A 20,777-nucleotide genomic window follows, 5' to 3' on the forward strand; every position below is an offset into this window, starting at 1 on the left:
TGCCTGTCTCTTCTCCCCGCCGGGGAGAAGGCGGCCGCGAAGCGGCCGGATGAGGGGGAGTGACAGAGCCGGTGTTCAGCCGGCCGCGGAAAGGGGGAGGGCTGTCGATGAAAATCGGCATGTGCATGTTCTTATGGACGACGAGCGTCTCGAAGAAGCACGAGAAGCTGCTGAGGGACATCAAGGCGACCGGCTTCGACGGCGTCGAGATACCGGTCTTCTCAGGCACGCCCGACGACTATAGAAAGCTCGGCGAGATGCTCGACCGCATCGGGCTGGAGCGCACCGCGGTGTCGGCGATGGGCGATCCGGCGATGAACCTGATTTCGCCGGATGCCGCGACGCGCAGGGCCGGCATCGACTACGTGAAATGGGCGATCGACTGCAGCGCCGCACTCGGTGCGGACAGGCTGAGCGGCCCGCTGCATTCGACGCTCGGCGCCTTTTCCGGCAGAGGGCCGACGGCGGCCGAGAAGAAGCGATCGGTCGCCTCGCAGCGCACTATCGGCGACCATGCCGGCAAGAAGGGCGTCACCATCGGGCTCGAGGCGCTCAACCGCTTCGAATGCTACCTGCTCAACACGATGAACGATCTGTCCGAACATATCGACGCGATCGACCGGCCCCACATCAAGGCGATGTACGATACCTTCCACGCCAACATCGAGGAAGCCGATCCGATCGGCGCCTATACGCGCAACCGGCGGAATATCGTCCACGTCCATATTTCCGAGAACGACCGCGGCGTGCCGGGGCGCGGCAACATTCCCTGGAAGGAGACGTTCTCCGCCATCCGCAAGAGCGGCTATGACGACTGGTTGACCATCGAGTCCTTCGGCCGCTCGCTGAAGGATCTGGCGGCGGCGACCAAGGTGTGGCGGGACTTTGCCGAGAGCCCGGAGGCGGTGTACCGCGAGGGGTATAAGCATATCAGGGATGGGTGGAAGAACGCGGCTTAGGGTGCACCGACATTCAGGTGAGGCCGGTCTGCAAATGGCGGCTTCCTGCGCTTCCGGTGCTCACGTACTTCAAGTACGCTCCGCTCCGGTTCTCGGAAACCACCATTTTCGACGCGGCCTGACCTGAATCTCGGCACACCCTCGTGTGCTGAGCTTATCAACCCTGCGCAGCCTGCAGCCGATTGTAATCATGCAGCGTGCGGCTCAGCCTGCGGCGCAGGAAGTTCGAGATGTTGTCGAAGACGAAGACTACGAGCAGCGTCAGCAGCACCATGTAGAAGACGTTCGCCCAATTCGAATTGGTGCGCATGGCTTCCCACAGCTTCAGGCCGATGCCGCCGGCGCCGACGGCGCCTATGATGGTGGCGCCGCGGGTGTTCGATTCCCACTGGTAGAGCGTCTGGCTGATGAAGATCGGCACCACCTCCGGCAGCACGCCGTAACGCTGTACCAACAGGCCGTTGGCGCCGGTCGAGAGCACGCCTTCGCGCGGCTTGTCGTCGATGTTTTCCAGCGCCTCGGAATAGGTTTTGCCGAGCGTGCCGATCTCGGTGAAGAAGATCGCGGCGCTGCCGGCGAGCGGGCCGGGGCCGAAGGCGCGGGTGAAGAACAGCGCCCAGATCAGCATGTCGACTGAGCGCATGAAGTCGAAGAAGCGCTTCAAGACCTGGCTGAGCAGGCCGCTCGGTGTGATGTTGCGGGCGGCGAAGAAGGCAAGCGGGAAGGCGACGATGCCGCCCAGCAGCGTGCCGAGGAACGCCATGACGATGGTCTGCAGCAGTTTCGTCCAGACATCGCCATGCTGCCATTGGGCGTTGTTCCAGATGTTGTCGGCGGCAAGCTCGAGGTTCGAGGTGCCGGACCCGAGCCGCGGTCCCGACACGATCAGCGAGAGCACCTCGCCGGCCGATTTGCCGAAGAAGGGCGAGCGCGTGTCGAAGACGAAATTGGCCCAGCCGAGGAAGCGCTTGCGCACCTTGACGCGGTCGACGGTGACCCGCACCTCGCCGACGAAGCCCATCCTGGCGACCACCTCGTCGTTATGCACGGTGACCCAGTCCGGCACGGGGCCCGTCACCTCCGGTTTGCCGCCGGTCAGAGAGACCGGCACGGTCTGCCCGTTGGCCACGATCGTCGCCCTAGTCTTGTCGAAGGTGACGGACTTGGCCTCGCCGTCGATCTGCACGGTGTAGGTGCCGTCGGGATTCCTGATCACCCAGTTCGGATTGGGATTTTCGCCGAGCGCGGCGAAGCGCGGATATTTCGGCATGATCTGCGGCTGGTCGAGGCGGAATTCCGGCTGCAGGTCGTAGCTGATCCATTGCGACAGGAAGAGCGGCAGGCGCTCCCAGTGCGATTCCTTGAGCACCTGCGGCAGGCTGAAGAACCACAAGGCGTAGGCGAGATAGAGGACGGTGCCGGCGATCAGGAACAACGGCCAGAAGCGCTTGTAGGCCGGCCGCTGGAATATCTGCGGGTGGCGGTCCTCGATCGCGCTGATTTCGTCGGCGGTCATGGCCATGTCAGGCGCTCATCAGGAAAGCCTGCTCGCGGACGAGCTTGCGGCGCAGCCAGGCCGAGAACTGGTCGACGAGGAAGATGGTGGTGAAGAGAAGCAGCACCAGCGCCAGCGTCTTGGCGCCGAAGCCGCGCGAGATCGAAAGCTTCAGCTCCTCGCCGATGCCGCCGCCGCCGACCGCGCCCATGATGGTCGAGATGCGCACGTTGATCTCGATCCGAAGCAGCGTGTAGGACATGAAGTTGGGCAGCACCTGCGGCAGGTCGGCGAAGCGCACGCGCTCGATCCAGTTGGCGCCGACCGCGCGCAGGCCCTCCTCGGGGCGCATGTCGACGTTCTCGTTGATCTCGTAGAACAGCTTGCCCAGCGCGCCGATCGAATGCAGGCCGATGGCGATAATGGCGGCGACAGGGCCGATCGAGACGATGGCGGCGAACAGGCCGGCAATGACGATCTCGGGGAAGGCGCGCAGCAGTTCCATAAAGCGTTTGACGATCAGCCGCAGAATGGGGCTCGGCGTCAGGTTGCGCGCGGCGATGAAGGAGAACGGCACGGCAAAGACGAAGCCGATGAAGGTCGAGACCAGCGCCACGTTGACAGTGGTCAGCATCAGCTCGAAATATTCCGGGATGTAGAAGCCGCCCCAGATATAGACGCGGCCGAGCGGGAAGTTGAATTCCTGCGTGCCCTTGTCATGCGGCGAGGCTATGTCGAACAGCGCCCGCCAGACGTCGTTCCAGTCCTTCGGGACCAGCCAGCTCAGGAAATCGAGGATATGCGGCAGCCGGTCGAAGAAATGGCCGGCATTGGCCTCGTCGGCGAACCACATGGTCGCGCACATGGCAACCAGCAGCAGACCGACGCCGAGCGCGGTGTAGCAGCGGCGCAGGGACGTCTGGCGCCGCCAGGCGTCGGCCTGCTGTCGGGTCGCTTCGGAATGGATTGTCGCTGAGGCTGTCATGATCGGAGCATGCAAAAAGGGCGGCGCCTTAAAACGCCGCCCTTTTTCCTTGATGTCGTCAGCCGCCGATCGCGGCTTTGCGGGCTTCGATGATGACGTTGTAGAAGTCCGGCTTCACCGGAACATAGCCGGTGAAGTCGCCGCCTTCGACGCCCTCGAAGCAGGCCTTGTCCTTGGCCGGCAGGGCGGTGAAGAAAGCGGTGAGCTTGGCAGTCATCTCGTCGCCGAGAGCAGTGCGCACGACCAGCGGACCGTTCGGGATCAGGCCCGAGCGCCAGACTTCGACGAAGTCGTTCGGGTCGACGGCGCCCTTGGCGACTTCCTTGTGGAAGGTGCCCGAGCTGTAGCCGTTCTTGAAGTCGCCGATGCCGGAGGAATCATCCACCGCCACGTCGACCGTGCCGTCGCGGACAGCGAGGACGTTGTTCTCATGGCCGCCATTGAACTGGGTCGAGGCGAAGTAGGTCTCGTTGGAGGCGCCGGTGTCCTTCGGGATCTGGGTCAGTGGGATCAGATAGCCCGAGGTCGAATCCGGATCGGCATAGCCGAGCTTCTTGCCCTTGGCCGACTTGATGTCGGTGATGCCGGAGGTCTTCAGCGCCAAGCCGATCGAATAATAACCGGTCGAGCCGTCGGTCTGCTTGGTCGTGAGGATCGGGGTGACGGCGTTCGGGTCCTTGAGGTAGACGCTGGCGTAGCCCGAGGCGCCGAGCTCGGCGAAGTCGAGCGTGCCACCGAGCAGGCCCTGAATGACGCCGTCATAGTCGGCGGCCGGGAACAGCGACACCTTCTCGAAGCCGAATTCGGCCTTCAGGTGGTCGGCAAGGCACTGGTAGTTGCGCAGACGGTCGGTCTCGTTCTCGCCGCCGAGGATGCCGACGCGGAACTCCTTGATGTCGGCGGCGTGAGCGGCACTTGCTGCCATGGCGAGCAACGATACGGCGCTAAGAACCATTTTCCTGAACATTTTGACCTCTCTCCTGTTTTGCCGGCATCGCGCCGGCAGCGTTCGAATTTTTAAGTTCAGCCTTTGACGCGGGCGGGCGATCCGGGTTGCTCTTTGCTGAAATCCACGATTTGCCCGGGCCGCTTCGACCCCGGAGCGGAGGTTCAGTAGCCAGGAAAGGCCGGTTCGAGCGGTCCGGCGGATGCGGTGATCTTCGGCCTGATGCTGACGCTGGTCGACGTGATGGCCTCGGAGATCTCGACGCCGTTGGCATCGGCGCCATAGACGGTGCGCACTGCTTCGCGATCGAGATCCTCGGGGGCGCCGTCGAACACGACCTTGCCGGCCGCCATGCCGATGATGCGGTTGCAATAGGCGCGGGCGGTGTCCAGCGTGTGCAGGTTGGTGACGACGGTGATGCCTTCGCGCAGGTTGATATCGCGCAGCGAATCCATCACCACCTTGGCGTTGAGCGGGTCGAGCGAGGCGATCGGCTCGTCGGCCAGAAGCACCTTCGGCTGCTGCATCATGGCGCGGGCGATCGCCACGCGCTGCTGCTGGCCGCCGGAAAGCGTGCCGGCCGGCTGCAGCGCGGTGCGGGCGATGTCGAGGCGCTCGAGTGCGGCCACCGCCTCGGCGCATTCGGTACGCGAGAACATGCCGAGCAGGTTGGAGAACGTGGAGCGGTGGTTGAGACGTCCGAGCAGCACGTTGGTCAGCACGTCGAGGCGCGGCACCAAGTTGAACTGCTGGAAGATCATGGCGCAGTCGCGCTGCCAGCGGCGCAGCGGCGAGCCCTGCAGGCGGGAAACGTCGGCGCCGTCAAAAAAGATCGAGCCCTGGCTGGGATCGATGAGACGGTTGATCATGCGCAACAACGTCGACTTGCCGGCGCCGGAGCGGCCGATGATGCCGACCATCTGGCCCTGCGGGATCGAGATGTGGACATCGCTGACGGCGGTGTTCTTGCCGAACCGTCGGGTTACGCCGCGGATTTCCAGCATGGCCGATGATGCTAACATGACAAGACTCCGGTACGTCGCGGTTTTCCGTTAACCTTCGCTAGCGCAGCCCCATGAAGCTGGGGTGTCGGATTGATGTCAGTTTTGTTACCAACCACAGGCTTGGAGGCATTAGCCGAGCACGAGCAATTCCTCGAAATGCTTCATGTCCTTGAAGCTGCAGAAGGCCGGCGGGCGCAATTCGATCACCGGAGCCTCGCGTTCGAGGAACGACAGGCAGCCGTCGAACAGGTCCTGCCAGGCGGCCGAGCGTTCATCGGCGAGCCGGCGGATCTGGTAGGCGAAAGTGATGTGGAAGACGTAGGTGTCGTGGTCGGGGTGACGATAGCCGAACGGGACCGACAGCGCGTCGCGCCAGGCCTTGAGGATAAGACGGTCCTCGTCCGCGGCGCCGGCTACCGTCAGGCCGTTCGGCGTGACGCCGATGGTCTTGACCCTGAATGCACCATTGCCCTGGAAGCCTTGCAGGCGCCCCAGATAGAGTTGGGTCATATTGTCGATGCTAGTGTCGAACGGCATGTCGGACGGCCAGTAGGGGAGCCGGCGGCGGTATTCGATGATGCCCTGAAACAGGGTCATGTGCAGGCTGGAAATCGGCGTGAAGGCGAGGCGATCGGCGTCAAGCATGGCGAGCATCCGCTCGCGCACCTCGATGAGGGCAGCTTCGGAAGGCGAACCCTCGATAAGGTGGGAGACGACGGTGTTGCCGGACTCGAGGAGGAAATTGCCGGACGTGTCGTAACGCGTGCCGAGATGCGCTGGAGGGCTTGGGTTGGTGCCTTCGAAAAATGCGGCGAGGGAGGGTCTGACTGTGTCGAGCATGGCAATCTCCTTGCGGGAAATCGCCTCCTGTCCGAGTCATGTGTCAAGGATGTGAAATATGGCAAACGTCGTCCTGGACGATGGAAATCGAACCAAGCGATCGCACTAGCAGTTAAGGCAGCCCAACTGGGAAATGAACGCCAACACGTAGAGGATTACCGCCCCTACTGCGGCCAGACCCAACCCCAGGATTGTCAAATAATGGACGAGACTCGATCGGACTGCCCCCAATGGTTTATCTGGCTCCGAACGACCCAAATGCCCAAGACAACCAGCGCCAACCCAATGCACTCTGGTATATACAATATAGCCAAGAGTTAATCTCCTTCCATACAACAGGTCTAGGAGATATTTGCTATCGCGGGATTAACTGCCGCCCAAATCCGCTGCGTTTCTGACGAGGTCAACCATATTTCTCCAGGAAAGCCTCCGCCGACAGCTCCCTGAAATCGTCGAGTGCTGAGCGCAGCCGGGCATGGTCCCAATCCCACCAGGCGAGCGCCTGATAGCGCTCGGCGATGCGGCGGTTGAAGCGCTCGTGGATCGGTTTGGCCGGGACGCCGGCGACGATCGTGTAGGGCGCGACATCCTTCGACACGACCGCTCCGGCGCCGACCGCCGCGCCATCGCCGACGGTCACGCCGGGCAGGATGGTCGAGCCATGGCCGAGCCATGTGTCGTGACCGATGGTGACGCGCCTGGCGCGGCGCTGGGCGAAGAACTCGCTTTCGTGCTCGGCGTCGTCCCAATAGTCCGAGGCGCGATAGGTGAAGTGGTGCAGCGTCGGCCGCCAGGTCGGGTGGTTGGTGGCGTTGATGCGGACGCTTGCCGCGATGTTGGAGAACTTTCGAATAGTCGCGCACCAGACGGAGCAGTCCTGCATCATGTAGGAATAGTCGCCGAGCTCGCTTTCCGAGACGCGGCTGCGATCGGCGATCTCGGTCCAGCGGCCGAGGGTCGAATTTTCGACCTGGGCAGTCGAATGAATCAGCGGCGTCTCGGACAATTTCTTCGTCATGCGGCGATCTTTCGGGCGGCGAAAGCGGTGACGTCGATGACGCGGTCGGCAACCGCGTCACGCACATCCTGGTCGTGGAAGATGCCGAGCAGGGCGACGCCCGCCGCTTTCTTGGCGGCGATGAGGTCGACCACGACGTCACGGTTCCTGGCGTCGAGCGAAGCGGTCGGCTCATCGAGCAGCAGGATCGGATGCTCGGTGATGAAGCCGCGCGCGATGTTGACTCGCTGCTGCTCGCCGCCGGAGAAGGTCGCCGGCGGCAGCGCCCAGAGTTTTTCCGGCAGATTGAGCTGTGCGAGAAGCGCGCGCGCCTTTTCGCGCGCGCCTTCCCTATCCTCGCCGCGCTCGACCAGCGGCTCGGCGACGACGTCGAGCGCCGAGACGCGCGGCACGGTGCGCAGGAACTGGCTGACATAGCCGATGGTGCGGCGGCGCACGGCAAGCACGGTGCGCGGACTGGCGGAGGTAAGGTCGATCAGGCCGCTATCGTGCTGGACGATGATCTGGCCTTCGTCGACGGCGTAGTTGCCGTAGAGCATCTTCAGGATCGAGCTTTTTCCCGCGCCTGACGGGCCGCCGAGCACGGCGCATTCGCCGGTGCGGATCGAGAAGGAGACACCCGCCACCACCGGCAGCCGGATGCCGTCGCGCAGATGCATGGTGAAGCTTTTCGCGACGTCGGAGACGACGAGAGGTGTTGGCATTAGAAAGTTCTCCCGTCGTTGTTCGTGTGGCAGGCGAAGTACCCCCACCCGGACCTTCGGTCCGACCTCCCCACAAGGGGGAGGTAGGGCGCCGGCGCTTCACCCTCCGCCTTGTGGGGAGGGTCGCTGCGAAGCAGCCGGGCGGGGGTAGGTGCCAGGCAAACGTCTTCCATGGTCACACCTGCAAGATCGAAGAGACGAGCAATTGCGTGTAAGGCGCGCGCGGGTCGTCGAGCACGCGGTCGGTGAGGCCGCTTTCCACGACGCGGCCGTCCTTCATCACCATCATGCGCTGCGACAAAAGCCGCGCCACGGCGAGGTCGTGGGTGACGACGATGGCGGCGAGGCCGAGGTCGGTGACCAGGCCGCGCAACAGGTCGAGCAGGCGCGCCTGCACCGAGACGTCGAGGCCGCCGGTCGGCTCGTCCATGAACACCAGCCGCGGCCCGGTCACCAGGTTGCGGGCGATCTGCAGGCGCTGGCGCATGCCGCCGGAAAAGGCGCGCGGCGCGTCGTCGATGCGGTCCTCGTCGATCTCGACACGCGACAGCCAGTCGACCGCGGTGGCACGGATCTTGCCGTACTGGCGATCACCGACCGCCATCAGCCTTTCGCCGACATTGGCGCCGGCCGACACGGTCATGCGCAGGCCGTCCGCCGGGTTCTGGTGGACAAAGCCCCAGTCGGTGCGCATCAGGAAGCGGCGCTCGGCCTCGCTCATGCGGTAAAGCTCGCGCCACTGGCCATCGCGCATGCGGTAGCTGGCGGTGCCGGAGGACGGCAGCAGCCGGGTCGACAGGCAGTTAAGCAGGGTCGTCTTGCCGGATCCGGACTCGCCGACCACCGCCAGAACTTCGCCCGGCCATAGGTCGAAGGAGATGTTCTCGCAGCCGACGCGCGAGCCGTAGAATTTGGAGAGTGCTGCGACGCGCAGCAGCGGTTCGTCGGTCATTGCGCCGGCTCCGTCTTTTCCAGGGCAAGATGGGTTTCAGGGGCGAGAGAGCCGCGATGGCCATCGGCGCGCCGCTTCTCGCAGTGGTCGGTATCCGAGCAGACGAACATGTGCCCGCCATGGTCGTCGAGGATGACCTCGTCGAGATGGACATTCTCGGCGGCGCAGAGCGCGCAGGGCTGGTCGAAGGTCTGCACCTCGAAGGGATGGTCCTCGAAGTCGAGGCTGACCACCTCGGTGAAGGGCGGCACGGCATAGATGCGCTTCTCGCGGCCGGCGCCAAACAGCTGCAAAGCCGGCGAACGATGCATCTTCGGATTGTCGAATTTCGGCGTCGGCGAGGGGTCCATCACATAGCGACCCTCGATTTTGACCGGATAGGCGTAGGTGGTGGCGATGCGGCCGTGCCTGGCGATGTCCTCATAGAGCTTTACATGCATGAGGCCGTATTCCTCCAGCGCATGCATTTTTCGCGTTTCGGTCTCGCGCGGCTCGAGGAAGCGCAGCGGCTCGGGGATCGGCACCTGGAAGACCAGCACCTGGCCCGTGTTGAGCGGATGTTCCGGGATGCGGTGGCGGGTCTGGATGATCGTCGCTTTCGCCGTCTCCGTGGTGACGGCGACATTGGCGACCTTCTTGAAGAAAGCGCGGATCGAGACGGCATTGGTGGTGTCGTCGGCGCCCTGGTCGATGACCTTGAGAACATCATCCGGACCGATGATCGAGGCGGTGACCTGCACGCCGCCGGTGCCCCAGCCATAAGGCATCGGCATCTCGCGCGAGGCGAAGGGCACCTGATAGCCGGGAATGGCGATGCCCTTCAGGATGGCGCGGCGGATCATCCGCTTGGTCTGCTCGTCCAGATAGGCGAAGTTGTAGGTGGCGATCTCTGTCTCTCGAGCGGTCATTCCGCGGCCTCCCTCTTATCTTCGGCCTTGTCCTCAATTTCCCGCGCCTCGTATTCGGCACGCATACGGCGCACCAGGTCGAGTTCGGCCTGGAAGTCGACATAATGCGGCAGCTTCAGATGCTCGACGAAGCCGGTCGCCTGGACATTGTCGGAGTGCGAGATGACGAACTCTTCATCTTGCGCGGCAGCAATCACATCCTCGCCAAGCTCGGTCGCGCGCAGCGCCCGGTCGCACAGCGCCATCGCCATCGCCTTGCGCTCGCTCTGGCCGAAGACCAGGCCGTAGCCGCGGGTGAATTGCGGCGGCGCCTTGGCCGAGCCCTTGAACTGATTGACCATCTGGCATTCGGTGACGCGGATGGAACCGAGCGGCACGGCGAAAGGCAGTTCCGGCACGTCGAGCTCCAGCTCGACCTCGCCGATGCGGATCTCGCTGACGAAGGGATGATTGCGCGCATAGCCGCGCTGCGTCGAATAGCCGAGCGCGAGCAGAAACCCCTCGTCGCCGCGAGACAGCGCCTGCAGCCGGATGTCGCGCGCCATCGGGAATTCGAGCGGCTCGCGCGTGATATCGCCGGGGATATGGTCGAGCGGCATGTCGCCATCGGCTTCGATCAGCCCTTCATGGGCGAGGATCGAGGAGACGCGCGGCATCGCCTCGGCCTCAATCGGACGCTGCGCGGGCGCGTCGACATCGGCGCCGGCGGCCAGCTCCGGATCGAGCAGCCGATGGGTGTAGTCGAAGGTCGGGCCGAGCACCTGGCCGCCGGGCAGATCCTTGTAGGTGGCCGACACGCGACGCTCGACCTGCATTGCGCCGGTGTCGACGGGTGAGGTGTAGCCGAAGCGCGGCAGCGTGGTGCGGTAGGCGCGCACCAGGAAGATCGCCTCGATCATGTCGCCGCGCGCCTGGGCGACGCCGCGCGCCGCCAGCTCGCGATCGTAGAGCGAACCTTCGCTCATCACCCGGTCGACGCCGAGCGCCAGCTGCTCGACGATCTGGTCGAGGCGCAACGCCGGCACTGAGCGGTCGCCGCGCCGGCGATCGGCAAGCAGGCGATGGGCGTTGGCAATCGCGGCTTCGCCGCCTTTCACCGCGACATACAAGTCATGCCTCCATCGTCTTGATGCGGGTGGTGCGCGGCAGGCAGGCGAGGCTGCCGGGCGCCGCCAGGATGATGTCGACGCCGCGCGGGAAACGCTGGTTGTTCTGCTTCCACTGCTCGACGAAATGACGCGGCATGCCGACCGGCGCGATCATCGCCGTCTTCTCGATGCCGGGTCCTTCGAGCTGCAGCGACGGACCGGAGGCGAGATCGTCGATCAAAAGGATCAGCGTCGTCGAGCGGTCGGGATATTCCTGCGTGCCTTGCGAGAAGCCGTCGAGCGCCGCCATCTCCGCCGGATTGGCTACAATCGCGAAATGCGCGTCGGCCGGCGTGTTGGCCGAAGGCGCGCCGGTGTGAAAGCTGAGCCAGGCCTTGACGGAAGCTTCGGCCTGCAGCCGCGGGTCGAGCCAGACCGGCGTGTCGTTGTCGCAGAGCGCCAACGCCATGGCACCGGCGGTCGCCGACAGCGGCGCCGGCGGATGGGCGAGCGGCGGCAGGGCCTGGATGCTGCCGGGGCGAGCCATGGCGTCCATGGTGGCGCGGAACACGGTCTGGGCGTTGAAGACGGGTTCGGCGAAGCCGCCCTCGATCGATCGCGTGGCGATATCCATCAGTCCTCTCCGCGCACCATGGTGAAGAAATCCACTTTCGTGGCCGCCGTCTCGACGCGCCGCTTCTCGCGCGTCGCATCGAGCGCCGCGCGCAAGGGCACGACAAGTTTCGTCTCGACCGCCTCGCGCTGGGCCGGGTCCTGCCAGAGTGCGTCGGCGATGGCTGCCAGCTTAGCCTTCCTCTTGTCGCGGCCGAGCGCGTAGGAATGGCCGACCTGTCCGGAGGACAGCCGCACCGTGGCGCGGGTGACTGTCGCCTCGCCGACGTTGAACGGCGCGCCACCGCCGCCGATCCGCCCGCGCACCGTCACCAATCCGGTTTCGGGGCCGCGCAGCAGTTCGGCCTCGGAGGGCAGGCCGGAGCCGCCCCACAGACGCGCGATCTCATCGGCCGCCGCGTGCGCCAGCGTCGCCATTATGGCCTTCCGCTCGGCCTGCTCCCGCGCTTCCTGTCCTCGCATCGCTTCACTCCTCGCACAGGGATAATTTGTCTATTGATATAGACAATTATACAAATTATACTCATCACCTAGCGGGAGTCCATGACGGGTGGATGACAGAAGGGGAAAATTTCGGGGCGAGACATGAGCGGATTGGCGGGCAGCATCGAAAGGCGCAACGGCGTGTCGCTGTGGCGGCAGATCGCCGACAGGATCCTGCAGGGGATCGCGAGTGGCGATTTCGCCGAGAATGCAGCACTTCCGTCTGAGGTCCTGCTGGCCGAGCGCTACGGCGTCAACCGCCACACTGTGCGCAGTGCCATTGCCGCCCTGGTGCAGGAAGGCGTGCTGAGGGCCGAGCAGGGGCGCGGCACCTTCGTGCTATCGCGCAGGCGGCTATCCTATCCGATCGGCGCGCGCACGCGCTTCTCAACCGGGCTGCAAGGCCAGACGACCGAACGGCACATCGCGCTGCTTTCGTCATCGACCGAGCCGGCCAACCGGCGCATCGCCGAGGCGTTGGGCATCGCCAAGGGATCGACCGTCATCCGCCTGGAAACGCGCGGCGAAGCCGACGGGCATCCGGTGTCGCGCGCCACGACCTGGTTCGATGCCAAGCGCTTCGCCGGCATCGAGGCCGCCATGGTTGAGACAGGATCGGTCACCGCCTCGCTCAGGCGCTTCGGCATCAACGATTATCTGAGGCAATCGACGGTGCTCTCGGCGCGCCACGCCGACGCCGACGACCTTGCCGATCTCGGCCTGCAGCCAGGCGCCATCGTGCTGGTGACGGTCGCCGTCAACGTTACGCTCGACGGTCAGCCGATCCAGTTCGCGGAGTCGCGGTTTTCGGCGGAGCGGGTGGAGCTCAGGCTTTTGGCGAGCGAGTAGTTCCTGGCCATCGCCCCTAACGCCAGCGTAAGCCGACCCGCGAACCGCCTTACCCGACCTCAATAACCGCCTTGATAAGGCCGGATTTCTCATGCGCCCATCGCGCGAGATCGCGCGGCGTCTCGGCAAGCGTCGTGCGATGCGTGACGAGCTTGGCGAGCGGCACGGCGCCGTTGCGGATCGAGGCGGCGACATGGTCGAAGTCGGCGCCGAGCGCGTTGCGGCTGCCGACCAGCGTCATCTCGCGCTTGTGGAACTCGGGGTCGGAAAAGGTGATGTCGTCCTTGACGACACTGACCAGGACCAGCGTGCCGCCATGCGCGACATGGGCGAACGCCGACCGCACCGACTGGGTGTTGCCGGTGGCGTCGAACACCAGGTCGAAACCTTCGCCGTCGGTCGCCTGTCGCACCAGCTCGGCGGCCTGAGCTTTCGAAGCATCGAGCGATTTAAAGCCCAGCTCGCTCTCGGCGAAGCCGAGCCGCTCGGTGCTCATGTCGAGCAGGCTGACGTCGAGGCCAGCGATACGGGCAAAGAGCGCCGTGCCGAGGCCGATCGGGCCGGCGCCGATGACCAGCGTGCGCTGGCCGGGCGAGGCAAGCGAACGTCGCACGGCATGGGCGCCGATCGCCAGGAATTCGACCGCTGCTGCATCGGCCAGCGACAAGCCGTTTGCCGGATAAAGGTTTTGCGCCGGCACCAGGATCTCTTCGCACATGGCGCCGTCGCGATGCACGCCCAGTACCTCGATCCTGACACAGCAGTTTGGCTTGCCGTGCCGGCAGGCGACGCATTTGCCGCAGGCAAGATAGGGATTGACGATCACCGCTTCGCCGACCGACAGGATGACGCCTTCGCCCCTTTCGACAACCGTGCCCGAGACCTCGTGGCCCATGATGCGCGGATAGGCGAGGAAGGGGTGCTTGCCTTCGAAGATATGGTAGTCGGTGCCGCAGATGCCGACATGGCTGACCGCGACCCGCGCCCAGCCGGGCGGCGGCGCGCCGGGTGCGGCGCGGTCTTCGAGGACAAGATCGCCGGGCGAGCGGCAGACGACGGCTTTCATGCGCAAATCCAGTGTTCAAAAAGATGCGCCGGCCTCGGTCGAGCGGGGCCGGCGCATCAGGTCAGGGAGGGTTCATTTGCCGCGACGGCGCAGGCCGTCGAAATAGACGATGACGATGATCAGCAGGCCGGTGATGACGCGCTGCCAGAAAGTGTTGACGTTGAGCAGATTGGCGCCGTTGTTGATGGTCGAAAGGATGAAGGAGCCGATCAGCGGTCCGTGCACGGAGCCGATGGCGCCGAACAGCGAGGTGCCGCCGATCACCGACGAGGCGATGGCCTGCAGCTCATAGGTGTCGCCCTGGGTCGGGTTGCCGATGCCGATGCGCGAGGCCAGGAGCACGCCGACGAAGGCGGCCAGCAGGCCGGATAGGATATAGGCCATGAAGATGGTGCGCGGCACGTTGACGCCCGACAGGCGCGCGGCTTCCGCATTGGAGCCGACCGAGAACAGGTATCGCCCCCATCGCGTATGGTGCAGGAAAACGTAGGCCGGAACGGCCACAAGGATGACCATCCAGAACAGGTACGGAATGCCGAGCAGCAGGCCGCGCGAGAAAGCCTGAAACGCATCGCTGTTGATCGATATCGAGTTGCCGTTGGTCATCAGCAGGCCGATGCCGCGCAGCGACGTCATGGTCGCCAGCGTGATGATGAAGGGGGGCAGGCCCATCTTAACGATGCCGAAGCCATGGAAGAGGCCGATGGCAACGCCGACGAGCAGCGTGACCAAAACGGCGACCCAGACCGGCCAGCCGGCATTGATCAGCAGCGCGACGATGACGGTGGCGAAGCCGACGATGGCGCCGACCGAAAGGTCGATGCCGCCGGTGATGATGACGAAGGTCTGGCCGACGGCGAGGATGGCGATCAGCGAGCCCTGGCGCAAAAGGTTGGTGATGTTGAGCGTCGTGGCGAAGGAAGGCGTGGCAACCGCCAGCACGACCCACATCAACAGCAAGAGGCCAAGCAGCGTCAGCCCGAACAGGGCATTGAAATTGCGCTTGGACTTTTCGGCGGGGATCGCCTCGGTGCTCATTTTTGTCCTCCCGACTTTTCTTGTTTCTCGGCCAGCGCCTGTCCCAAAATGTCCTCGTGGCTTGCGGTGCGGAAACCATGCGTGGCGACCAGCTTGCCGCGCCGGAACACATGCAGCGTGTCGGCTAGCTCGTAGACTTCCGGCAGATAGGACGAGATCAGGATGATGCCGGCGCCCTTGGACAGAAGCGTCGAGAACAGGCGGTAGATCTCAGCCTTGGTGCCGACATCGACGCCCACCGTCGGCTCGTCGAAGATGAAAAGCTTGGCGCCGTGCGCCAGCCATTTGCCTATGACGATCTTCTGCTGGTTGCCGCCCGACAGGCTGGAGGCGAGCGCGCCGCGCGTCGGTGTCTTGATCCTCAGGTCGGCGATCTGTCGATCGGCCTCGGCTTTCTCCTGCGAGCCGGAGATCAGCAGATTCTTGGAAATGCGCTTATAGATCGGCAGGTTGAGGTTCATGGCCACTGGCAGGTTCAGACAAAGGCCCTGGTCGCGCCGGCTTTCCGGCGCCAGCGCCATGCCGAGCCGGATCGCGTCGTGCTCGGAATTGACCTGCACCTCCTTGCCCTGCCACATGATCTGGCCGGCCGATTTCCTGTGGCGGCCGTAGAGCGTGGTGACAAACTCGCTGCGGCCGGCGCCAATCAGGCCGTAAAGGCCGACGATCTCGCCGGCGCGGACAGTGATCGAAACATTCTCGAAACCCTTGCCGGAGAGGCTCCGGGTCTCAACGATGGTCGCGCCCGGCGTGAAATGCTCCTTGTGGTAGATCTGCTCGATCGAGCGGTTGATCATCATCTTGACCAGTTCGGCGTCGTTGGTCTCGCCGATATTCCTGGTGCCGACAAGTGTCCCGTCGCGCAGCACCGAAACGCGGTCGGCGAGCTCGAACACCTCCTCCATCCGGTGGCTGATGTAGATGATGGTGACGCCTTCGCCCTTTAGCCGGCGGATCAGCTTGAACAGCTGGTCGGCCTCCTTGCGCGTGAGGTAGGCGGTCGGCTCGTCGAAGATCAGGAACTTGGTGCCGCGCACGGTGGCGCGGGCGGCGGCGATCAGCTGCTGCTGGCCGATGGTGAGGTCGCCAAGCATGACATGCGCGGGCAGGTCGAAGCCGAGGCCGTCGATGATCTTCTGCGCTTCCTTGACCATGGCGCGCTGCTGCAGCAGGCCGAAGCGGGAATTCTCCTCGCCGAGGAACATGTTGCCGGCGACGGTGAGGTGGCGGCAAAGCACGACCTCCTGGTGGACGGCGTTGATGCCGAGCGCCATCGCTTCATGCGGCGTGGCGAGCGCCTCCGGCTTGCCCTCCCAGATGACCTCGCCGGAAGTGCGCGGCATGACGCCGGTGAGCAACTTGATCAGCGTCGATTTGCCGGCGCCGTTCTCGCCGACGATGGCGTGGATCTCGCCCGCCTTGAACGCGAGGTTCACCGGCTTCAGCGCATGCGTGCCGGGATAGCGCTTTTCCAGCCCGTTGAGTTCGAGGATCGTCCTGCCCGGTTCCAGCATGGGGGGCGGATGCAGTTCCTGCGCCGTCGACGTCATGACAATCCTCCCAGATTGGCCTCAACCGTTGGATACGCAGCGATGCGTCTGGCGCGCACCTTGGAGACGAAGCCTAAAGCAAGCCGGCGGATTTCCAAACTGTCCGCGGCGATGTTTCCGGGGCGGCTAGGCCCCGGAAACCATTGTAGCGATGCCGCTCAGTTGAGCTTCGGGTTGAGCAGCGCGTCGATCTTCGGATCCTTCATGTTGTCCTTGGTGACCAGGTTGGCGCCGGTGTCGACATTGGCTTCGACCTTCTCGCCCTTGGAGGCGGCGAGCGCGGTCTTGATGCCATCGTAACCCATTCGGTACGGATCCTGGACGACGAGGCCGGAGATCACGCCGTCGTTGAGGAACTTGATCAGCTTCTCGTCGCTGTCGAAGCCGATCAGCGCCACCTTGCCGGCAAGGCTGTTCTCGGCGATCGCCTGGCCGACGCCCTGCGCCATGATCAGGTTCGAGGCGAAGATGCCCTTGAGGTCCGGATTGGCGGTGATCAGGTCGGTCGCGATGTTGAGGCCGGTCGTGGCCTGACCGTCGGCGTATTTGTCGGCGACGAGCTCGAGGCCGGGATATTTCGCCTTGAGCTGTTCCTTGAAGCCTTGCGCGCGCTGTTCGAGCGAGCCGGCGCCGGGAAGCGCCGTGATCAGCGCAACCTTGCCCTCGACCTTGCCGCCATTGGCCGCGCCGATCGCCGCCGCCAGACCGTCAGCCGCGACGCGGCCGCCCTGAACGTTGTCGGTGGTCAGGAACGAGGTGAAGGCCTTGGATTCGGCGCTGGAGTCGATGCCGATGACCTTGACCTTGGAGGCTGCCTCATCGATCGGCTTGCCGAGCGCCTTGGCCTCGGTCGGCGCGATGACGACGGCGGCGGGATTGCCGGCGACGGCGTTCTCGAGGATCGAGATCTGGCCGTTGACGTCGGTTTCCGCCTGGGCGCCGAGCTCCGGCACGCTGACGCCGAGATCCTTGCCGGCCTTGCGGGCGCCGGCCAGAACGATCTGCCAGTAGAAGGAGGTGGTGTCCTTGACGATGATCGGAATGGTCGCATCGGCCGCCGAGGCGGGTGCCGAATGCAGCGCGCCGGCGAGCATCGTGGCGGCGGCGAGTGCCACAAAGGCGCGGCGGTTGAGAAGGCTGGTCACGAATTTCATTAGGATCCTCCCTAAGTCGCCTGGTGAAGGTTGCGGAAGCTCCATCTGGATAGGCGCGGCCCAAACGGAACTTTATCAATAAAAAACATTTGCCGCTTTTTGATAGTGCATCAGTCTGGCCGATGCAAGCGGTGTTTGGTGCCGTTTTCGTGATGCTGGCGGGGCGCGATCCACTGCCGGCTCCCCCTTGGCGGCACCCAGATGCTTCCGGTCCTCCTTTGCAATATGGAATGTTAATTCCATCATTCTGTCAATATGGAATATTCATTCCTTCGCCCAATCGTGAAGCAAGGCCCGGACATGTGGTTGGCAAGCGCGGCCGTCGGCATGTCAGCCGAGCTGCTGCACGATTGTATAAGGATCGTACTTGGCAAACTCCGCCGGCGGGACCTCGATGTCGAGCAGTTCGAGATTGCGTGTCAGATTTGCGGGCTTGGCCGTGCCGGTCAGCACCGAGGCAACGACCGGCTCATGCAGCGGAAACTGGAACGCGGCGGCGGCCAGCGGGTAACCTCCTTCTGCCGCGATCTTTTCCATCGCGCCGACCCGGTCGAGAATATCCTTGCTCGCCGGCAGATAATCGAAATGCGCGCCATGCACCGGGCCCGTAGCCAATATGCCCGAGTTGAAGACACCGCCGATAATCAGCGATGTCTGCCTCTCGCGGCAGAGCGGCAGCAATTCGGCCTCGGCGCTGCGGTCGAGCAGCGAATAACGGCTTGCAAGCAGGATGCAGTCGAGCGGCGCGCGGCGGAGCACGTCGAGGCAGATCTGGACTTCGTTGACGCCGAGGCCGTAGGCGGAGATCGTGCCGGACGACTTCAGCTCTTCCAGCGCCTTCAGCCCGCCATCCATGAGCTGGGGGAAATGGATTTTCGTCGCCTCGACGCCATGCGTGTAGGTGCCGATATCGTGGACGTACAGGATATCGATCTTGTTGAGACCGAGCCGCGCATAGGAAAAATCGACCGAGCGCATGATGCCGTCATAGGAATAGTCGTAGTCGAGCGCGAAGGGCAGCGGATCGACATAAGAGTGGTCGGGAACCTGGTCCTCCGGCACCGGCCGGAACAGGCGCCCGACCTTGGTTGAGAGCACATAGGACGAGCGCGGCTTCTCACGCAGGAAGTCGCCTGTGCGGCGCTCCGACAGGCCGAAGCCGTAGAAGGGCGCGGTGTCGAAATAGCGCAGCCCGCCGTCCCATGCGGTCTGCAGCGTTTCCATCGCGGGCTCGCGCGGACAGGCGCGATAGAGGCCGCCGATCGCCGCGCCGCCGAAGCTGATCTCGGTGACTTCGAGCGCGGTCGTGCCGATGCGGCGTCTGATCATGCAAAGCCTCCCCCTTGCCGGCCGTGTTTTCAACGGGCCGCTATTTTGGTGATTAGAGCGTCGCGCCGAGATGCCAGGGCACGAACTCGTTGTCGCCGTAGCCGAACGCCTCGCTCTTGGTCTTGCGGCCCGACGCCGTCTCGATGATCAGCTCGAAGAGCTCGCGGCCCATGCCGGCGATGGTCTTCTCGCCCGAGGCGATGACGCCGCAATTGACGTCCATGTCCTCTTCCATCTGGTGGTACATGGTCGAGTTGGTGGCGACCTTGATTGACGGCGTCGGCCGGCAGCCGAAGCAGGAGCCGCGGCCGGTGGTGAAGACGATGACGTTGGCGCCGCCGGCGACCTGGCCGGTGGCCGAGACCGGGTCATAGCCGGGCGTGTCCATGAATACCAGGCCGTTGCCGCTGACCTTCTCGGCATAGCCGAAGACGCCGTTGAGCGGCGTCTGGCCGCCCTTGGCCACCGCACCCAGCGATTTCTCCAGGATGGTGGTCAGGCCGCCGCGCTTGTTGCCGGGCGAGGGGTTGTTGTCGATCGAGGCGCCGTGCTTGGCGACATGGTCCTCCCACCACTTCACATAGCTGTCGAGCTTGGCGGCGATCTCGGGCGAGGCGGCGCGATAGGCAAGCAGGTGCTCGGCGCCGTAGATCTCGGTGGTCTCCGACAGGATGCCGATGCCGCCGCAGCCGGCGAGGATATCGACGGCCGCGCCCAGCGCCGGATTGGCGGTGATGCCGGACATGCCGTCCGAGCCGCCGCATTGCAGGCCGACGACGATCTCGCTGACCGGGATCGGCTCGCGCTTCAGTTGGCCGACTTCCTCGGCGATCTCGGCCAGCACGCCCATCGCCCGCTCGACGGATTTGCGCGAGCCGCCGGCCTCCTGGATATTGAAGTGGCGTTTGCCAGCGGCGACGCCTTTCTGGCCGTAGAGGGTGAGCTGGTTGACCTCGCAGCCGAGCCCCACCATCAGCACGCCGCCGAAATTCGGATGGCGCGCGTAGCCGGCAAGCGTGCGGTGCAGGACCATCATACCGTCGCCGGTGGCGCTCATGCCGCAGCCCTGGCCGTGCACGATCGGCACGAAGCCGTCGATGCCGGGATATTTCGGCAAAAGCGTGCGGTTGGCCTCGTCGGCGATCGCGTGGCAGACGGTGGACGAGCAATTGACGCTGGCGATGATACCGATGAAGTTGCGCGTTCCGGCGCGGCCGTCGGCGCGGCGATAACCCATGAAGGTGCGCTTGCGGTCAGCCTCCGTGGCATGCTCGGCTTCGCTCGGCGGCACCACCGGCAGGCGCCCGCTCTCGAACACCAGATTGTGCGAATGGACGTGCTCGCCGGGCGCGATGTCCTGCGTGGCGCGGCCGATCGCCTGCGCGTATTTCACCACCGCCTCCCCAGCCGCGATCGGCTTGATCGCCACCTTGTGGCCAGGCTCGATCACCGCCGCCGCCAGCGCGCCGCCGGGCAATGCCGTGCCGATCTCGATGCGGCCATTGGCGACCGCGACATTGTCGGTGGGGGAAAGAAGAATGGTGTTTGCGGCGGTCACGGGCGGCTGTCCTGGGTAAACCTGGGAGTGTGGGCGGATTGACATACGCCCGCTTGAGGATAATGTCTTTTATCGTGAAAAAACATTTTTGCGTCAATTGTTTTTTCATCGCGCGGGCCGCGCGCCCTTTGGGTGCACGGTTGCTGTTTTGGCAAGCTTCGAAATTCGTTCCGCATTTCGGAGGCTTGCGCTAGGAACACCGATCATATCGCGCTTCC

At 64.4% G+C, this 20,777-nt stretch carries 20 protein-coding genes; 2 read left to right on the forward strand and 18 right to left on the reverse strand.

The features are described 5' to 3' along the window. The first annotated feature begins 107 nt into the window (after nucleotides 1-107). A complete protein-coding gene (locus tag EH240_RS28340) occupies nucleotides 108-959 on the forward strand; it encodes a sugar phosphate isomerase/epimerase family protein (protein WP_125004774.1) in 852 nt (283 codons plus the stop codon). Between the two features lie 157 nt (nucleotides 960-1,116). Here EH240_RS28340 and phnE (EH240_RS28345) read toward each other — a convergent pair whose 3' ends face one another. The 12 genes from phnE (EH240_RS28345) to phnG all read right to left on the reverse strand — a co-directional run bounded on the left by phnE (EH240_RS28345) (nucleotide 1,117) and on the right by phnG (nucleotide 11,994). Next, nucleotides 1,117-2,481 carry a phosphonate ABC transporter, permease protein PhnE gene (gene phnE / locus EH240_RS28345; RefSeq protein ID WP_125004776.1) on the reverse strand — a complete coding sequence of 455 codons (1,365 nt, stop codon included), beginning with the start codon at nucleotides 2,479-2,481 and terminating at the stop codon, nucleotides 1,117-1,119. Nucleotide 2,482: 1 nt separating this feature from the next. Continuing rightward, the gene (gene phnE, locus EH240_RS28350) at nucleotides 2,483-3,439 is read right to left on the reverse strand and encodes a phosphonate ABC transporter, permease protein PhnE (RefSeq protein ID WP_125004778.1); all 957 of its coding nucleotides are present in this window, start codon (nucleotides 3,437-3,439) and stop codon (nucleotides 2,483-2,485) included. A gap of 58 nt (nucleotides 3,440-3,497) precedes the next feature. Beyond that, nucleotides 3,498-4,406, reverse strand: coding sequence for a phosphonate ABC transporter substrate-binding protein (gene phnD / locus EH240_RS28355; RefSeq protein WP_125004780.1), 909 nt, complete (start codon nucleotides 4,404-4,406; stop codon nucleotides 3,498-3,500). Nucleotides 4,407-4,549: 143 nt separating this feature from the next. Next, nucleotides 4,550-5,407 (reverse strand): phosphonate ABC transporter ATP-binding protein, encoded by an 858-nt coding sequence (gene phnC / locus EH240_RS28360; protein WP_125004782.1) that lies wholly within the window; start codon nucleotides 5,405-5,407, stop codon nucleotides 4,550-4,552. A gap of 111 nt (nucleotides 5,408-5,518) precedes the next feature. Further along, entirely contained in the window at nucleotides 5,519-6,229 is a 711-nt protein-coding gene (locus tag EH240_RS28365) for a DUF1868 domain-containing protein (protein WP_125004783.1), read from the reverse strand. A 403-nt stretch (nucleotides 6,230-6,632) separates the two neighbouring features. Continuing rightward, complete coding sequence (locus EH240_RS28370) at nucleotides 6,633-7,247, reverse strand: DapH/DapD/GlmU-related protein (RefSeq protein ID WP_125004785.1); 615 nt, start codon at nucleotides 7,245-7,247, stop codon at nucleotides 6,633-6,635. Then, nucleotides 7,244-7,951, reverse strand: coding sequence for a phosphonate C-P lyase system protein PhnL (gene phnL / locus EH240_RS28375; RefSeq protein WP_125004787.1), 708 nt, complete (start codon nucleotides 7,949-7,951; stop codon nucleotides 7,244-7,246). The genes EH240_RS28370 and phnL overlap by 4 nt, the downstream gene beginning before the upstream one ends. 175 nt (nucleotides 7,952-8,126) lie before the next feature. Then, entirely contained in the window at nucleotides 8,127-8,903 is a 777-nt protein-coding gene (gene phnK / locus EH240_RS28380) for a phosphonate C-P lyase system protein PhnK (protein ID WP_125004789.1), read from the reverse strand. Further along, complete coding sequence (locus EH240_RS28385) at nucleotides 8,900-9,811, reverse strand: alpha-D-ribose 1-methylphosphonate 5-phosphate C-P-lyase PhnJ (protein ID WP_125004791.1); 912 nt, start codon at nucleotides 9,809-9,811, stop codon at nucleotides 8,900-8,902. The genes phnK and EH240_RS28385 overlap by 4 nt, the downstream gene beginning before the upstream one ends. After that, entirely contained in the window at nucleotides 9,808-10,920 is a 1,113-nt protein-coding gene (locus EH240_RS28390; protein WP_125004793.1) for a carbon-phosphorus lyase complex subunit, read from the reverse strand. The genes EH240_RS28385 and EH240_RS28390 overlap by 4 nt, the downstream gene beginning before the upstream one ends. 1 nt (nucleotide 10,921) lies before the next feature. Further along, nucleotides 10,922-11,533 carry a phosphonate C-P lyase system protein PhnH gene (gene phnH / locus EH240_RS28395; RefSeq protein WP_125004795.1) on the reverse strand — a complete coding sequence of 204 codons (612 nt, stop codon included), beginning with the start codon at nucleotides 11,531-11,533 and terminating at the stop codon, nucleotides 10,922-10,924. Further along, entirely contained in the window at nucleotides 11,533-11,994 is a 462-nt protein-coding gene (gene phnG / locus EH240_RS28400) for a phosphonate C-P lyase system protein PhnG (RefSeq protein ID WP_125004797.1), read from the reverse strand. Before phnG ends, phnH begins: the two co-directional genes overlap by 1 nt. Before the next feature lie 123 nt (nucleotides 11,995-12,117). Between phnG and phnF the strand changes: the two genes are divergently transcribed. Continuing rightward, on the forward strand, nucleotides 12,118-12,864 hold the full coding sequence (gene phnF, locus EH240_RS28405) for a phosphonate metabolism transcriptional regulator PhnF (RefSeq protein ID WP_125004799.1): 747 nt from the start codon (nucleotides 12,118-12,120) through the stop codon (nucleotides 12,862-12,864). A gap of 49 nt (nucleotides 12,865-12,913) precedes the next feature. Here the strand turns inward: phnF and EH240_RS28410 are convergent, their stop codons facing one another. The 6 genes from EH240_RS28410 to EH240_RS28435 all read right to left on the reverse strand — a co-directional run bounded on the left by EH240_RS28410 (nucleotide 12,914) and on the right by EH240_RS28435 (nucleotide 20,559). Then, nucleotides 12,914-13,930, reverse strand: coding sequence for a zinc-binding alcohol dehydrogenase family protein (locus tag EH240_RS28410; protein WP_125004801.1), 1,017 nt, complete (start codon nucleotides 13,928-13,930; stop codon nucleotides 12,914-12,916). Between the two features lie 72 nt (nucleotides 13,931-14,002). Next, nucleotides 14,003-14,968: an ABC transporter permease gene (locus EH240_RS28415; protein WP_125004803.1), complete on the reverse strand. Its 966-nt coding sequence runs from the start codon at nucleotides 14,966-14,968 to the stop codon at nucleotides 14,003-14,005. Then, nucleotides 14,965-16,518: a sugar ABC transporter ATP-binding protein gene (locus EH240_RS28420; protein ID WP_125004805.1), complete on the reverse strand. Its 1,554-nt coding sequence runs from the start codon at nucleotides 16,516-16,518 to the stop codon at nucleotides 14,965-14,967. Before EH240_RS28420 ends, EH240_RS28415 begins: the two co-directional genes overlap by 4 nt. Before the next feature lie 158 nt (nucleotides 16,519-16,676). Next, nucleotides 16,677-17,672 (reverse strand): ABC transporter substrate-binding protein, encoded by a 996-nt coding sequence (locus EH240_RS28425; protein ID WP_125004807.1) that lies wholly within the window; start codon nucleotides 17,670-17,672, stop codon nucleotides 16,677-16,679. A 330-nt stretch (nucleotides 17,673-18,002) separates the two neighbouring features. Continuing rightward, a complete protein-coding gene (locus tag EH240_RS28430) occupies nucleotides 18,003-19,001 on the reverse strand; it encodes an aldo/keto reductase (RefSeq protein ID WP_125004809.1) in 999 nt (332 codons plus the stop codon). A 52-nt stretch (nucleotides 19,002-19,053) separates the two neighbouring features. Beyond that, nucleotides 19,054-20,559, reverse strand: a complete 1,506-nt coding sequence (locus tag EH240_RS28435; protein WP_125004811.1) for a UxaA family hydrolase — start codon at nucleotides 20,557-20,559, stop codon at nucleotides 19,054-19,056. Nucleotides 20,560-20,777: the final 218 nt, after the last annotated feature.

This window comes from Mesorhizobium tamadayense (assembly GCF_003863365.1).
Classification (GTDB): Bacteria; Pseudomonadota; Alphaproteobacteria; order Rhizobiales; family Rhizobiaceae; genus Mesorhizobium; species Mesorhizobium tamadayense.

Coding starts and splice junctions, on each gene's coding strand:
- EH240_RS28340 (WP_125004774.1), top strand. CDS start 108: ATGAAAATCGGCATGTGCATGTTCTTATGGACGACGAGCGTCTCGAAG.
- phnE (WP_125004776.1), bottom strand. CDS start 2,481: ATGGCCATGACCGCCGACGAAATCAGCGCGATCGAGGACCGCCACCCG.
- phnE (WP_125004778.1), bottom strand. CDS start 3,439: ATGACAGCCTCAGCGACAATCCATTCCGAAGCGACCCGACAGCAGGCC.
- phnD (WP_125004780.1), bottom strand. CDS start 4,406: ATGTTCAGGAAAATGGTTCTTAGCGCCGTATCGTTGCTCGCCATGGCA.
- phnC (WP_125004782.1), bottom strand. CDS start 5,407: ATGTTAGCATCATCGGCCATGCTGGAAATCCGCGGCGTAACCCGACGG.
- EH240_RS28365 (WP_125004783.1), bottom strand. CDS start 6,229: ATGCTCGACACAGTCAGACCCTCCCTCGCCGCATTTTTCGAAGGCACC.
- EH240_RS28370 (WP_125004785.1), bottom strand. CDS start 7,247: ATGACGAAGAAATTGTCCGAGACGCCGCTGATTCATTCGACTGCCCAG.
- phnL (WP_125004787.1), bottom strand. CDS start 7,951: ATGCCAACACCTCTCGTCGTCTCCGACGTCGCGAAAAGCTTCACCATG.
- phnK (WP_125004789.1), bottom strand. CDS start 8,903: ATGACCGACGAACCGCTGCTGCGCGTCGCAGCACTCTCCAAATTCTAC.
- EH240_RS28385 (WP_125004791.1), bottom strand. CDS start 9,811: ATGACCGCTCGAGAGACAGAGATCGCCACCTACAACTTCGCCTATCTG.
- phnH (WP_125004795.1), bottom strand. CDS start 11,533: ATGGATATCGCCACGCGATCGATCGAGGGCGGCTTCGCCGAACCCGTC.
- phnG (WP_125004797.1), bottom strand. CDS start 11,994: ATGCGAGGACAGGAAGCGCGGGAGCAGGCCGAGCGGAAGGCCATAATG.
- phnF (WP_125004799.1), top strand. CDS start 12,118: ATGAGCGGATTGGCGGGCAGCATCGAAAGGCGCAACGGCGTGTCGCTG.
- EH240_RS28410 (WP_125004801.1), bottom strand. CDS start 13,930: ATGAAAGCCGTCGTCTGCCGCTCGCCCGGCGATCTTGTCCTCGAAGAC.
- EH240_RS28415 (WP_125004803.1), bottom strand. CDS start 14,968: ATGAGCACCGAGGCGATCCCCGCCGAAAAGTCCAAGCGCAATTTCAAT.
- EH240_RS28420 (WP_125004805.1), bottom strand. CDS start 16,518: ATGACGTCGACGGCGCAGGAACTGCATCCGCCCCCCATGCTGGAACCG.
- EH240_RS28425 (WP_125004807.1), bottom strand. CDS start 17,672: ATGAAATTCGTGACCAGCCTTCTCAACCGCCGCGCCTTTGTGGCACTC.
- EH240_RS28430 (WP_125004809.1), bottom strand. CDS start 19,001: ATGATCAGACGCCGCATCGGCACGACCGCGCTCGAAGTCACCGAGATC.